The organism is Candidatus Nitrosopumilus sp. (genome assembly GCF_965262695.1).
GTDB lineage: Archaea > Thermoproteota > Nitrososphaeria > Nitrososphaerales > Nitrosopumilaceae > Nitrosopumilus.
On sequence record NZ_OZ253550.1, the window covers coordinates 587,698 to 600,955 of the forward strand.

The following is a 13,258-nucleotide window of genomic DNA, read 5'->3' on the forward strand; positions in this document are numbered from 1 at the left end:
TTCAATCATTATGCTTAGAAATCAAATGGTCACAGGATCAAAATGTCCAGCCTGTGGTGATAAAAAAATGATTACAGATGAGAATACAGGTGAATTATTTTGTGGAAAATGCGGATTTGTAGTATCTGATAAAATTGCAGATACAGGTGCAGAATGGCGTTCTTTTTCAAATGATGAGGGGAACAAAGCAAGAACAGGTGCAGGTACATCACTTACAATGCACGACATGGGATTATCAACAGTAATTGGTGCAGCAAACAAAGATTCAACAGGAAAACCGCTATCTGCAAGTGTCAAGAGTTCAATTGAGAGACTAAGGACTTGGGATAGTAGAAGTCAAGCACATTCTTCAGCAGACAGAAATCTAAGACAAGCACTTAATGAAATGGACAAACTAAAAGACAAACTAGCATTAACTGATGCAGTTATTGAAAAAGCAGCTTACATTTACAGAAAGGCAATGGAGAAGAAACTAGTCAGAGGTCGTTCAATTCAAGGATTAGTGGCAGCATGTCTTTATGCATCTTGTAGAAATACAGAAACTCCAAGAACCCTAGATGACGTTGCAAAAGGAATCAACATCAGAAGAAAAGATGTTGCTAGATGTTACAGATTGATTTTCAGAGAATTAGAACTAAAAATGCCAGTAGTTGATCCAGTAAAAGGAGTTTCAAGGATTGCAAGTATTGCAGAACTTAGTGAGAAAAGTAAACGTAAAGCAATTGCAATTCTTAATGAAGCAAAAAAGATGGGAGTAGTTGCAGGAAAAGACCCAATGGGGATAGCTGCTGCAGCACTTTATCTTGCATGTATTAGTACTGGAGAAGTAAAATCTCAAAAAGACATATCCATAGCATCAGGGGTAACAGAAGTTACTATTAGAAACAGATGTGCAGGATTAAGAAAAATGATTAATGATTAGAAATCATTTTTGAGAACGTTCAAACTCTAATTTATCCCAAGGAAATACAACATATGCATTATTGTTTGTCTTTTTGCCATACAGTAATTGTTTAGGGTATTTTTTTCCACGTCTTGCAAATAACGTTGCATAAACAAATTTTGAAGGAATATCTACTCGTTTGATAATTTCATTAAATGTATCACCACTATCAAAAATATCATCAATAAACAAAGAATCAAAAGATATTTTCTTTTTATCAACAAAAATTTTTTCTATTCCTAATTGATCTGCAACTAAACGTGCAGGAACAAGACCACCTCGACTAAGAGTAGTAATACTTGAAAAAGTTCTAGGCAATTTTGAGATTTTATTTGAGAGTCTTTTTACAAGAGATTCAATTTCAGACCAATCAACATCTTGAGGCAATACTGAAAAACCACAAAGAGTGGAATTAAGTTGTTATGTTTAGAATGTCTTTGTAGGGGAATTTTTCAGAGGTTCAATTAATTTGAGAATCTTAAATGGTATTTTTCCAAAATCGATATCTTTCTCACAAGAAACCAACAATACATCATCACCAGATAATGGAAAACTCATGACAATTACTTTGTCACGATAAGACATTGAAAAATGAACCACACCAAACTCTTTATCAAATTCATGTCTCATTCGAACACGTAATGCCAATTCCATAAACATCATTTCGTCTTGTTTTTGAGCCTCAAGTGAAAGCAATCCCTCTTTCATTCCACCAGCCATCAAATGACCCCTACTGTTAATGAGCCTAGCAGAACGCATCTTAGGATCCAGTTTTGTTATTTTTTGACATAGTTTCTCAAGTTCTTCGACGTTGTCCATTTGTCTAATTATACAAGCGAACTATTTATTGCGATCTGTTTCAATAGGTGTCTATGCAATCAGAATCAACTAAAGACATTACTGATTATTACAAACATCTTTCGTTATTCTGGACAGATATTGTACATTTGATGTCAAGTAAACCACAAGCATTAGCATCAATAGGTCCAATGAGAGCATTTGCAGCCAATTCTAAGAAAATATCAACTGAACTAATTGAGATTAATGAAGATTTGATGGAATTTAACAAGCACCTAACAGAATACTACAAGCAACTTGCAGATACATGGACAGATGCACAAAAAAAAGTCAATCTAAAAGCACCAGAAATTCCACAAGACATTGAACAGATGGAAGCAGTCAAAAGAATTTGGATTGATATTTTTGATAATGACTTTACAGAACTATTTGATTCAGGAAAATTTGGAGATAATTATGGAAAACTAGTTTCAAAAGAATTAGAATTAACAAAACATTGGAACAATATTACAAATGTCATATTACAATCAGTAAATCTACCAAGTAAAGAAGAGATTGATGAAGTATACAAAGAGATACACTCATTGAAAAAAAGAGTTGCAAAATTAGAACTAGAATTAAAGAAAAAGGAGATGAAGAAAAATGCAAAGTGAATCAAAAGTTGACCCAAAAATTATTGAAGAGATTTTAAAATTTAGTAAAAATGTAATCGAAGCTCCAAAATTGGTTTCTGCACCAGACGAAATTAGTTTAGAAGTTACACCACATGATGTAGTACAACAAATGGACAAAACACGTTTGTTACACTATAAACCAATTACAGAAAAACAACACAAGACACCATTACTAATTTCATATGCACTGATTAACAGATTTCACATTCTAGACATACAACCAGAAAAAAGCTGGGTGCGAAATCTACTTCAACAAGGATTTGATGTGTACATGCTTGATTGGGGAACGCCAACTAGCATGGATAAGTATCTTGATTTTGATGATTATGTAAATGGGTATCTTGATGCATATGTAGAATATATCAAAAATGAAACAGATACTGAAAAAATTTCATTGCAGGGATATTGTACAGGGGCAACAATTGCTACAACATATGCATCACTGCATCCTGAAAACGTCAAAAATTACATAGCAACTGCACCAGTAATTGACGGATGGAGAGACACCACGGTGATTAGCAATCTTGCAAAGCACATGGACGTAGATAAAATGGTAGAAATTATCGGAAATATGCCTCCAGAATTCATGTACTATTGTTTTTCAGTTCTCAAACCATTTGAGCAAGGAATTGAAAAATACGTTAATTTCTTCAAAAATATTGAAAACAAGAAATTTGTTGATAGTTTCCTAAGAGTCGAAAAATGGCTAGGAGATACACCGCCAATACCAGGGGAATTGTTTAGACAATGGATCAAAGATATCTATCAAGAGAATTTACTCATTCAAAATAAGATGCATGTAGAAGGTCAACTAGTTGATTTGAAGAATATAGACATGCCAATATTTACGCAAGTTGCAGTAGGAGATCATTTGGTTTCACCAGAGTGTAGTATGCCTCTCCACTATGCAGTAGGTAGTGAAGACAAAACATTGAGGATGTATCCTACAGGACATGTAGGCATGATTGCAAGTTCACTATCTCAAAAGAAGGTCTTGCCTGAGCTAGGACAATGGTTAGCTGAAAGATCATAAAATAAAAAAAGAAAAAATTAAAAAATTTGATTCGCCACTAGTTGTTCTTTGTGGTGAATGCAGAAATCCAAGATTGTAGAATGTTTCTATTTAACTCAGCAAAGGATTTTGCGTTGTCGTTAAAGGTTTTGATGTTTTGTTGTGTTGCATCAATAGTTGCAAGTGTTACTTGGTTATGAATTGATGTAGCCTTTACGACTTCTTCTGTTGTATCTTGCATTACTTTGATTGTAGCTTCAGGAATGTTTGCTGCAATACCTGCTTTCTTTGCAAATTCTTTTTGTAGTGTTAGGGTTGAATCTGCAATGTTTTCATAAGCTTGTATGAATTCCTGTTGTACGTTTGTAATTGCTTGATGGTATTGTGGTACTGATGTTCTAATACCGTTGAAGAATTTATCTACGTTTTGTTGATATACAGAAAATAGATCTTTTGGATTTGATTGTGTCTGTTCGTTCTTACTCAATTTTTCACCTCCCTAGCTTTTGATTTTTTTGCTATTGGAAGAACAATGACTTGAACCAAGTCACCTTCGCCTAATCCAAGGGCATTACGTTCGGCCTCTGGGATTGAAATTCTACCGTTACTACTAATGGTAGTTTTGTATGCACCCCAATTCATAAAGGATGGAAGCATTTGTCCAATGCTAAACATGGTATCCATGCTTTTGTTTTGCATAGAAGACATGTTCTCCATCATGTTTGATTGAGCTTGTCTAGTGTTATCTGAAACTTCTTTTAGAGTATCAAGTGGGTTGAATGTTTTGCTAGTTTGATTAGTCATCAAAGCACCAAAATTTTTCATAAACTCGGCTTGAGCACGTCCACTTTTTTGGATCCAATCTTTGAACATAGTGGTTGGATCATATGGGTTTTCATTGCCATTCATTGGTAACTGTTGGAGTTAGCAGGTATTTAAGTGCACCTAATGGACATCTAAAAAGTCCAATACTTTTTCAGAAAATGCACGAGGATCTTGAACGTATGGAGTATGACCACACCCATCCATACGTACAAAACGACAGTCCTTAAGAGATGAGACAAAATCATCAGCATGATGAATTGGAATCACAGGGTCATCAGTACCCCAAATTAGCATTGTTTGGGTCAAGATTGAAGGTAGTTTTTTTGTAATGACTTCAGCATTTTTCAAACCAAGTATAGTAGACATGAATGCAAGTTTTGCATTAGGTAATTGCATTCTTTCAATAAAGCTAGAAACAATTCTTTGATCAACACTTTCACCAGAACCTTCCATCAATTCAAATGCATTTTTTGCATTTTGCTCATTAGGGTATAATGCAGCCATTATGTATGCATCAAGCGCAGGAGTAGACTGTTTCATTACTCCAGACGGAGAAACCAAAATGAGTTTATCAACATCATTTTGATGAGAAGCAGTATACTCAGCAGAAATTTGACCACCCAAAGAAGAGCCAATCAGATAAGGAGATTCAATATTTGCAGTTTGCATAAATTTCCCAAGAAAATCTGAAAAAAAGTCTATAGTATAATCTGCAAGGGGTTTATCACTATATCCAAATCCAATCAGATCAGGTATCACTACACGAAATTTTTCTGCAAAAATAGGCATTACCTGCTCCCATCTTTCAGCAGAAGCACCTAGTCCATGAATCAACACTAGAGTTTTTTCAGAATTACCAGATTCCAAATAGCGAATTTTATGACCATCAATTTGGAGAAATTTTTCATTCACTAATTTAGCTTCAACTATTATCGGTAGATAAGTTTTAGTTAATTTTGCGATCATTGAAATTCAGGATTTTTTAGAAAAATTTTAGTGATTTCAAGTATGTTTTTTAGGACCATAATTATCGTTAATGTGTGATAAAGAAAAAAATCTCAAAAATACTAGTTCCTTTAGATGGTTCTAAAAACTCTCAAAGAGGGTTAGAGACAGCAATCATGCTAGCCAGACAATGTGGGGCAACCATTACAGGAGTGTTCTCAATTCATGCACCCCCACACTCAGAATTCAGAGGTATTGGATCGGTTGAAAAATCCCTAAACAGAGAGGTAAAAAAAATCATGGAAGAATCCAAGGTTTTGGCTGCAAAAAATGGCATAGTATTCAAAGAGAAGTTAATGCGAGGAGATATCGGATACAATATTGTCAAGCTTGCACAAGGCAAAGAGAAATTCGACATGATAGTTATTGGTTCACGTGGAAGAAGTTCTACAAAAGAATTGTTCTTTGGAAGTGTATCAAATTATGTCATACACACTGCAAAGATTCCAGTTCTAGTTGTAAAGTAATTCAAAATCCGTTCTTTTTGAAATATTTTTGATGATATTCTTCTGCTTTGTAGAATGTAGGGGCAGGGGTTATTTCAGTTACAATTGGATTATCATATTTTTTAGAAGAATCAAGTTGTGTCTTTGATTTTTCTGCAACCTCTTTTTGTTTTTCATCATGATAAAAAATTGCAGAGCGATATTGTATTCCAACATCAGGGCCTTGACGATTAAGTGTTGTAGGATTGTGATTGTTCCAAAAAACATCCAATAATTCTTCATATGAAATTTCATTAGGGTCATATTCCACTTCGACTGCTTCAGCATGTCCTGTTCTATCAGTACATACTTCTTCGTAAGTTGGGTCTGGAAGATTACCACCAATGTAACCAACTTGTGTAGATTTTATTCCCTTTGTTTTACTAAGCAAGTCCTCAACATGCCAAAAACATCCTGCACCAAATGTTGCTTTCAATTCAAAAATTCTAAAACATAAACAGAATTAAAACTATTTGTTCAAAAGACACAGGTTGGTTTTTCAATTAAAAAGATTATAGAATTTTTCTAAGTTCCGGTCATTTTTTTGCTAACATCAGTAAAAATTTCAACTACTTTTTTAGCCAAATTTTCAATGTTTGCAGTAGGCTCGGCAGAAATCAACAGGAGAATTTGAGTTATAGGAAATGGGAAACTTACAAGAACTGCCTTGTCTCTTCTTGCAGCCAAGTAGTTGATAGGACCTAAACTTTCATCATATTCTTTTCGAATAGATGCTTTTGAGACAAAATCCAAAAAGGATTGCAGTCTAGTTTCATCCCCTTCATAAGGAGTTAATCCTTCTTTGAAACCACCTGAAATCAATTGACCATCTTTGTCAACAATTCCAGCAAATCTAATCTCAGATTCTTCTAGTAGTTTTTTGCATTTTTCAGCATACAGATTCAAAGCACCTTCAGAATTTGCCATGATAATACAATTTAAGATATCAAAAATAAAAACCTAGTCAATAAGTGTCAAGGATGAATACATTCAATCCCAGAATACATGCTTGAGAGAAGAATCATTTCTAGTTTTTTGGAGTACATTTTAGAAGGACATAATCAATAATTCCTTTTTCAGATGCAGTTTTCATTTTAATGATTGATTTGTACAGTATATTTTCAACATAGTTTGGGTATTTTTCTAAAATAGATTTTTTGAGTCGGTCTCTATTTTCCACATAATAATCTGCAAGAGGATCATACACAGAAGTTCCAATTAGTTGTTCATGTTTAATTTCAAAGCCAGAAGATTGGAGGGTATTTTTTACATCATCTAAAGGATAATGTTCAGAAGACCAAGTAAATTTCAGCATACCCAAATCTTTGAGAGAAGGATGTCCCAAAGTTATAGGAATTGCAATTACAAGTAATCCTGAATTTGTCAGTACTCTTTTTGATTCAGAGATAAAATCAGAAAGGGGTTTGAAATGTTGTGCAGATTCTAATGCCAAGACACGATCCATAGAATTATTGGCAAACGGGAGTTTTGTAGAAGAGGAGTTTAGAAATTCAATTTTTTGTTTTTTTCCAAAGGATAATTGAGAATAGTTGATGTTTACATCATACAAGGAAATATGGGGAAATTTTTGTTGCCAAAGATGAGATGGAGCAGATAATCCACTACCGACATCTACTACATGTTTTGCAGAAGATAATTCAGCAAGATCTGCAAAAATCATGCACAAATTTTCCTGAGCAGATATTGGTTCAGAGTGATCTGATGACCAATATCCAAAATTTAGCATAGAACCACCAGTTGCAAGTTGCATTACAGGGGATAAAGTATTGTAAAGATGGACAACGTCTTTTTCATTTCTACGAAAAGTCCACAATAATACATCAAGAGGGTTAATTGATACCAAAAATAAATTCAAAATTAATTGAACAGAGTCATATTAATTTCTAGGGTAATCCTTCAGAATCCTCAGCACAATGTTTGTGAACCCATTTTTCATCTTTGTTTTTAGATATCTCTTTTCCTGGTTGAATTTTATCACCACAAGAGACACAAGATGTTGCAAATTTTGCTTTCATGTATTTTTGATAATTTTAGAGAGATAAATCAAATGTGTTGTAATTGGTGTTAACTAATGATTAACATATTTTAAAAAATTTGATTATGAATTTTTTAGACCTTTACGCAATATCTCATTTAATGAACGAGAAAAACTCACGGATTTTGCAGATTGTATAATCTGTTTTGCTTGAATTGATCTTATTTTCTTATCTAATTCATCATCTAGTACTATTGTGACTCTCTTTGCCATGCACATACTAGAACCCTGTTGCTATTAAGCAGAGCCTGCCAAAAATGGAAATGATACTTTATGACTATCATATTATGTAGATTTTCATTTATTGGTTTGAATCATATAAGATTCAGATAGTTTTAGAGTTCAGAAATTGATAATTACGCGTAAAATTTAATCTGAGATAATTATCACAAGATTGTCAGATTTTCTTTAATCATTACTTTGAAGATTTTACCAACAGATCTATTAGCAACCTTCGATCTGTTTTCTTGATGTCTGAAAATCAAAAAGAATGGTGGGTTGGTTTACCAAAAGAATTTCAAAACGATATCGAGTTAGAAGAGTAAATTACAAAACCAGAATTCAGAAAAAATGATTAAATCACATTATAGTCGTGTATAGTTTTCACTAGGGATTTTAAAATCACAAAATTATGCATAGCGTTCGCTAAGAGTGATTAAAAATAAATCATCGTACAAGTCGTGTATATTTTCCACTTTGATGAATGAAAATGATTCATCGCGCATAGTCTCTATGTAAGTGGCTGAACCGATGTGTTGGTCTATTAGTAAAGGCTGGCTCACCACTCGCCGAAGCTTGTGATCTACACCACCTTCCTATCAACGCAGTCTTCTGCTGCCGACCTTCATCTTACGAAAGAATAACTTGTCTCGGGATAGGATTCGTGCTTAGATGCTTTCAGCACTTAGCCTAAACGGCTTAGCTGCCCGGCCTGCCTTGTCAGACAACCGGTAAACCAGTGGCCACGCTGCTCTGTTCCTCTCGTACTCGGAGCAACTTCCCCTCAGTTATTCACGCTTCCATCAGGCAGAGACCGACCTGTCTCACGACGGTCTAAACCCAGCTCATGTTCCCTTTTAATAGGCGAGCAGCCTCACCCTTGGCCCCTGCTGCAGGACCAGGATAGGAAAAGCCGACATCGAGGTACCAAACCGCGGGGTCGATAGGAGCTCTCGCCCGCGACGAGCCTGTTATCCCTGGGGTAATTTTTCTGTCACCTCCGGGCCCCAATAGTGGGCACACGAAGGATCGCTAAGCCAGACTTTCGTCTATGAATTCCGTGCGTTTGGAAATCCATTCAGTCGAGTTTTTGGCTTTGCCCTCTTCAACGGATTTCTGCCCCGTTTGAACTCAACTTTGGGCCCCTTTGATATCTTTTCAAAGGGGTGCCGCCCCAGCCGAACTGCCCACCTGCACGTGTCTCCGGTCTTCACTGGATAAGTGGTACTGCAAAAAGAGTCTGGTGTTACATCGTTGCTTCTCAACACCCCGGAGAGTGTTAAGCATGGCTCCCAGATACCCTGTGCAATTCTTACTATACCACAAGCACAAGCTGCAGTAAAACTCCACGGGGTCTTCTCTCCCCGATGGAAGGCGATGGACTGTTCGTCCACCTTATGTGGCTTCACCGGGTTGTAGGCGGGGACAGTGGGGCTCTCGTTGTTCCATTCATGCGCGTCGGAACTTACCCGACAAGGCATTTGGCTACCTTAAGAGAGTCAGAGTTACTCCCGGCGTTAACCGGCCCTTAGCTCGGTTGAACCCAAGTTTTAGGTACCGGCACCGGCCAGGATTCAGCGACTATACAAATCCTTTCGGACTAGCAGTCGCCTGTGTTTTTATTAAACAGTCGAAACCCCCTTGTCATTGCAACCTGCGGTCCCCATTCCTCATGAAGATCGCAGGCATCCCTTATACCTAAGCTACAGGACTAATTTGCCGAATTCCCTCGCCATACGGTATACCCGTAGCACCTTAGCTTACTAAGCCAGCGCACCTGTGTCGGTTCTGGGTACGAGCTTGCACTTTGCTAACTACACAGTCTTTCATGGTCTCCTGGAATCGAGAAAACTCCGCTAACGCGGAGCCATTCCTACCTCGAACTGGTTCTCGTCATTACGACACTCCCCAGTTCTCGAATAGTTAGATACAACGACGGTTGTACAATCCCTATCCGGAAGCGAACCATATAGCTCAAACGCTCAATGCAAGGTACTAGAATATTAACTAGTTTCCCATTCGGTGTACTCTGTTGAGGTACATCTTAGGATCGACTACCTCCAGGCTGATAACGCATTGCCTGGAAACCCTTGCGCTTACGGTGGTATGGATTCTCACCATACTATGCTGTTACTGCCGCCAGGATCTGCAATAGAAACCGGTCCACAGGACGTTACCGCCCTGCTTCGACCCAATCACTACGCCAACCTACCACGAAACATCCATTGATGTTTATCTAAAGTATCGGTACTTTGCTTTAGCCCCGTCCGTTTTTGAGGCATCCCCCCTCGGCAGGTAAGTTGTTACACACTTTTTAAAGGATAGCTGCTTCTGAGCTTACCTCCCTGCTGTCTTGGCGAGAACACGCTCTTTAGCTTGACACTTAGCAAAAATTTGGGGACCTTAACTTCAGTCTGGGTTAAACCCCTTTCGGTCATGAGCCTTACGCCACATGAACCCGTGTCCTTGCTTCTACGATGTATATCCGTTCGGAGTTTGAATGAGCGGTGAGGGATTTCTCCCCCGCGCCGCTCTATCAGTGCTCTACCGGAAACACTATCTCCACAAAGCACGCCCTGCGAGACGCTTCGGTTGGAACTAGCGAGCGCCAGTCTAGATTGGTTTTTGACCCCTATTCCCAGGTCACAACAACGATTTGCACGTCAGAACGTCTTAAGACCTCCAGCGGGCTTTCGCCCGCCTTCATCTAGCCCAGGAATAGATCGACTGGCTTCTAGCCTAGCCGCCATGACTCTACGCACTTTCACACGCTTCTCCTCACAATGCTGCGAGAACTCGGTTTCCCTTCGCCTACATCTTTACAGATTTAAGCTTGCCATGACAGTTAGCTCCCTGGCCCGTGTTTCGAGACGGAACGCATGACACTGATGACTTGAACATCAAATCTTCAACTCTATTGCTAGAATCTCCAAAATGAAAAAATCACCTTCCATGCCATGCACGTCTGTAAGTAATAGGTTTCATGCACTTTTCGCCCCCCTTCCGGGGTACTTTTCAGCTTTCCCTCACGGTACTAGTCCACTATCGGTCTTGAGAGATATTTAGCCTCAGATGCTACTTTCACCTGTATTCATTGCCCACTACCAAGGACAACTACTCGGGTATGAATAGGACTCTTCCCATTTCGCTTACGGGGATATCACCCTCTATGTCAGTACTTTTCAGAACATTTCAGCTGTGTTTCAAGATTCCATATTATCATACCAAAACACCACATCTCCCGAAGGATTCAGTTTGGGCTCTTTCCTTTTCGATCGCCTCTACTTGGGAAATCTCAATTGATTTCTTTTCCACGTGGTACTAAGATGCTTCAATTCCCACGGTTCGACTTCCAATACTAGTGTACTGGAATGCACATAAGTGCAAGATTCTCATTCGGACATCTCGGGATCATAGGATGCGTGCGCCTACCCCGAGCTTATCGCAGCTTGCCACGTCCTTCATCTCTCCTCAAGCCTAGCAATCCACCTATTACCGTCTTTACACCGGCAAATTCAGCCACATATTACACGACTATGCACGACGATCATTGCAAGCCCCCTGGCAGGGACCTGCTACATCCTTCATACATCACTTTCGTGATGCATTGCATCGATGATTTGATGTGAAGATTAGTGCATCCGTACACTTTCCTTATCTAAGGAGGTGATCCGACCGCAGGTTCCCCTACGGTCACCTTGTTACGACTTTTCCCTTGTCACGAACCTCAAGTTCGATAACGCCAATCAGACGTCACCTCGCTAAAAGCTCACTTCAATGAAACGACGGGCGGTGTGTGCAAGGAGCAGGGACGTATTCACCGCGCGATAATGACACGCAGTTACTAGGGATTCCATATTCGTGAGGGCGAGTTGCAGCCCTCAGTCATAACTGTGGTAACGTTTGAGGATTACCTCATCCTTTCGGATTCGAAACCCATTGTCGTTACCATTGCAGCCCGCGTGTGGCCCCAGAGTTTCGGGGCATACTGACCTGCCGTGGCCCCTTCCTTCCTCCGCATTAACTGCGGCGGTCCCGCTAATTCGCCCCACTACTCCTGAGAGTAATGGTGGCAACTAGAGGCAGGGATCTCGCTCGTTACCTGACTTAACAGGACATCTCACGGCACGAGCTGGCGACGGCCATGCACCACCTCTCAGCTTGTCTGGTAAAGTCTTCAGCTTGACCTTCATTCTGCTGTCTCTCCGGGTAAGATTTCTGGCGTTGACTCCAATTGAACCGCAGGCTTCACCCCTTGTGGTGCTCCCCCGCCAATTCCTTTAAGTTTCATACTTGCGTACGTACTTCCCAGGCGGCAAACTTAACGGCTTCCCTGCAGCACTGCATTGGCCACAAGCCAATGCATCACTGAGTTTGCATAGTTTACAGCTGGGACTACCCGGGTATCTAATCCGGTTTGCTCCCCCAGCTTTCATCCCTCACCGTCGGACGTGTTCTGGTAGACCGCCTTCGCCACAGGTGGTCATCAATAGATCAAAGGATTTTACCCCTTCCTACCGAGTACCGTCTACCTCTCCCACTCCCTAGCTCTGCAGTATTCCCGGCAGCCTGTACGTTGAGCGTACAGATTTAACCGAAAACTTACAGAGCCGGCTACGGATGCTTTAGGCCCAATAATCATCCTGACCACTTGAGGTGCTGGTTTTACCGCGGCGGCTGACACCAGAACTTGCCCACCCCTTATTCAACAGTGTTTCTAGGACTGTCAAAAGGTTCGTTTAGCACAAACCACTCGGATTAACCTTGTCGTGCTTTCGCACATTGCAAAGTTTTCTCGCCTGCTGCGCCCCATAGGGCCTGGGTCCGTGTCTCAGTACCCATCTCCGGGCTACTCCTCTCAGAGCCCGTACCTGTAATAGTCTTGGTGGGCCATTACCTCACCAACAAACTGATAGGCCGCAGTCCCATCCTACGGCGATAAATCATTTGGAACACAAACCATTCCAGGAATAGTGTTCTATCGGGCATTATACTCAGTTTCCCGAGGTTATTCCCGTCCATAGGGTAGGTTGACTACGCGTTACTGAGCCGTCTGCCTTGCATTACTGCAATGACTCGCATGGCTTAGTATCAATCCGATAGCAGTCAGGTCCGGCAGGATCAACCGGATTCTGAATTTTTGATTTTTGATTATTGAAGTACATTTGTACTTTAATTGGAATTGACGGATGCACATAATCTTCACATCTCAGATATTGATCACTTGATCAAATCCTCATT

14 protein-coding genes and 2 rRNA genes are annotated in these 13,258 nt (G+C 39.5%); 4 read left to right on the plus strand and 12 right to left on the minus strand.

What is annotated here, in order from left to right; translation table 11 throughout:
* The first annotated feature begins 10 nt into the window (after positions 1 to 10).
* Positions 11 to 922, plus strand: coding sequence for a transcription initiation factor IIB (locus ACQY2P_RS03780; RefSeq protein ID WP_148680318.1), 912 nt, complete (start codon positions 11 to 13; stop codon positions 920 to 922).
* A gap of 3 nt (positions 923 to 925) precedes the next feature.
* Here the strand turns inward: ACQY2P_RS03780 and ACQY2P_RS03785 are convergent, their stop codons facing one another.
* Together ACQY2P_RS03785 and ACQY2P_RS03790 are read right to left on the minus strand one after the other, a co-directional pair.
* Entirely contained in the window at positions 926 to 1,330 is a 405-nt protein-coding gene (locus ACQY2P_RS03785; RefSeq protein WP_428327072.1) for a phosphoribosyltransferase, read from the minus strand.
* A 39-nt stretch (positions 1,331 to 1,369) separates the two neighbouring features.
* Positions 1,370 to 1,762, minus strand: coding sequence for a DUF6659 family protein (locus ACQY2P_RS03790; protein ID WP_428327073.1), 393 nt, complete (start codon positions 1,760 to 1,762; stop codon positions 1,370 to 1,372).
* A gap of 53 nt (positions 1,763 to 1,815) precedes the next feature.
* Here ACQY2P_RS03790 and ACQY2P_RS03795 point away from each other — a divergent pair, with 53 nt between their 5' ends.
* Together ACQY2P_RS03795 and phaC are read left to right on the plus strand one after the other, a co-directional pair.
* Positions 1,816 to 2,394, plus strand: coding sequence for a poly(R)-hydroxyalkanoic acid synthase subunit PhaE (locus tag ACQY2P_RS03795; protein ID WP_428327074.1), 579 nt, complete (start codon positions 1,816 to 1,818; stop codon positions 2,392 to 2,394).
* Entirely contained in the window at positions 2,384 to 3,448 is a 1,065-nt protein-coding gene (phaC, locus tag ACQY2P_RS03800) for a class III poly(R)-hydroxyalkanoic acid synthase subunit PhaC (RefSeq protein WP_428327075.1), read from the plus strand. The genes ACQY2P_RS03795 and phaC overlap by 11 nt, the downstream gene beginning before the upstream one ends.
* Before the next feature lie 37 nt (positions 3,449 to 3,485).
* Here the strand turns inward: phaC and ACQY2P_RS03805 are convergent, their stop codons facing one another.
* Genes ACQY2P_RS03805 through ACQY2P_RS03815 form a run of 3 tightly spaced genes read right to left on the minus strand, consistent with a single transcriptional unit; the run spans position 3,486 to position 5,218 of the window.
* On the minus strand, positions 3,486 to 3,914 hold the full coding sequence (locus ACQY2P_RS03805) for a hypothetical protein (protein WP_428327076.1): 429 nt from the start codon (positions 3,912 to 3,914) through the stop codon (positions 3,486 to 3,488).
* The gene (locus ACQY2P_RS03810; RefSeq protein ID WP_428327077.1) at positions 3,911 to 4,336 is read right to left on the minus strand and encodes an AbrB/MazE/SpoVT family DNA-binding domain-containing protein; all 426 of its coding nucleotides are present in this window, start codon (positions 4,334 to 4,336) and stop codon (positions 3,911 to 3,913) included. Before ACQY2P_RS03810 ends, ACQY2P_RS03805 begins: the two co-directional genes overlap by 4 nt.
* A 36-nt stretch (positions 4,337 to 4,372) precedes the next feature.
* A complete protein-coding gene (locus tag ACQY2P_RS03815; RefSeq protein ID WP_428327078.1) occupies positions 4,373 to 5,218 on the minus strand; it encodes an alpha/beta fold hydrolase in 846 nt (281 codons plus the stop codon).
* A 74-nt stretch (positions 5,219 to 5,292) separates the two neighbouring features.
* Between ACQY2P_RS03815 and ACQY2P_RS03820 the strand changes: the two genes are divergently transcribed.
* Positions 5,293 to 5,724, plus strand: coding sequence for a universal stress protein (locus ACQY2P_RS03820; RefSeq protein WP_428327079.1), 432 nt, complete (start codon positions 5,293 to 5,295; stop codon positions 5,722 to 5,724).
* A gap of 1 nt (position 5,725) precedes the next feature.
* On the opposite strand, the gene msrA is transcribed toward ACQY2P_RS03820, so the two are convergent.
* The 7 genes from msrA to ACQY2P_RS03855 form a co-directional block, all read right to left on the minus strand.
* A complete protein-coding gene (gene msrA / locus ACQY2P_RS03825; RefSeq protein ID WP_428327080.1) occupies positions 5,726 to 6,178 on the minus strand; it encodes a peptide-methionine (S)-S-oxide reductase MsrA in 453 nt (150 codons plus the stop codon).
* A gap of 89 nt (positions 6,179 to 6,267) precedes the next feature.
* Entirely contained in the window at positions 6,268 to 6,669 is a 402-nt protein-coding gene (locus tag ACQY2P_RS03830) for a DUF6659 family protein (protein WP_428324031.1), read from the minus strand.
* A 100-nt stretch (positions 6,670 to 6,769) separates the two neighbouring features.
* Positions 6,770 to 7,606 (minus strand): class I SAM-dependent methyltransferase, encoded by an 837-nt coding sequence (locus ACQY2P_RS03835; RefSeq protein ID WP_428327081.1) that lies wholly within the window; start codon positions 7,604 to 7,606, stop codon positions 6,770 to 6,772.
* 40 nt (positions 7,607 to 7,646) lie between these two features.
* On the minus strand, positions 7,647 to 7,778 hold the full coding sequence (locus tag ACQY2P_RS03840; RefSeq protein WP_255430772.1) for a hypothetical protein: 132 nt from the start codon (positions 7,776 to 7,778) through the stop codon (positions 7,647 to 7,649).
* An 83-nt stretch (positions 7,779 to 7,861) separates the two neighbouring features.
* Entirely contained in the window at positions 7,862 to 8,011 is a 150-nt protein-coding gene (locus ACQY2P_RS03845) for a hypothetical protein (RefSeq protein ID WP_428327082.1), read from the minus strand.
* 530 nt (positions 8,012 to 8,541) lie between these two features.
* Positions 8,542 to 11,531 (minus strand): 23S ribosomal RNA (locus ACQY2P_RS03850).
* 147 nt (positions 11,532 to 11,678) lie between these two features.
* A 16S ribosomal RNA gene (locus ACQY2P_RS03855) occupies positions 11,679 to 13,149 on the minus strand.
* Together the 16S and 23S rRNA genes form the textbook arrangement of a ribosomal RNA operon.
* Positions 13,150 to 13,258 lie beyond the last annotated feature (109 nt).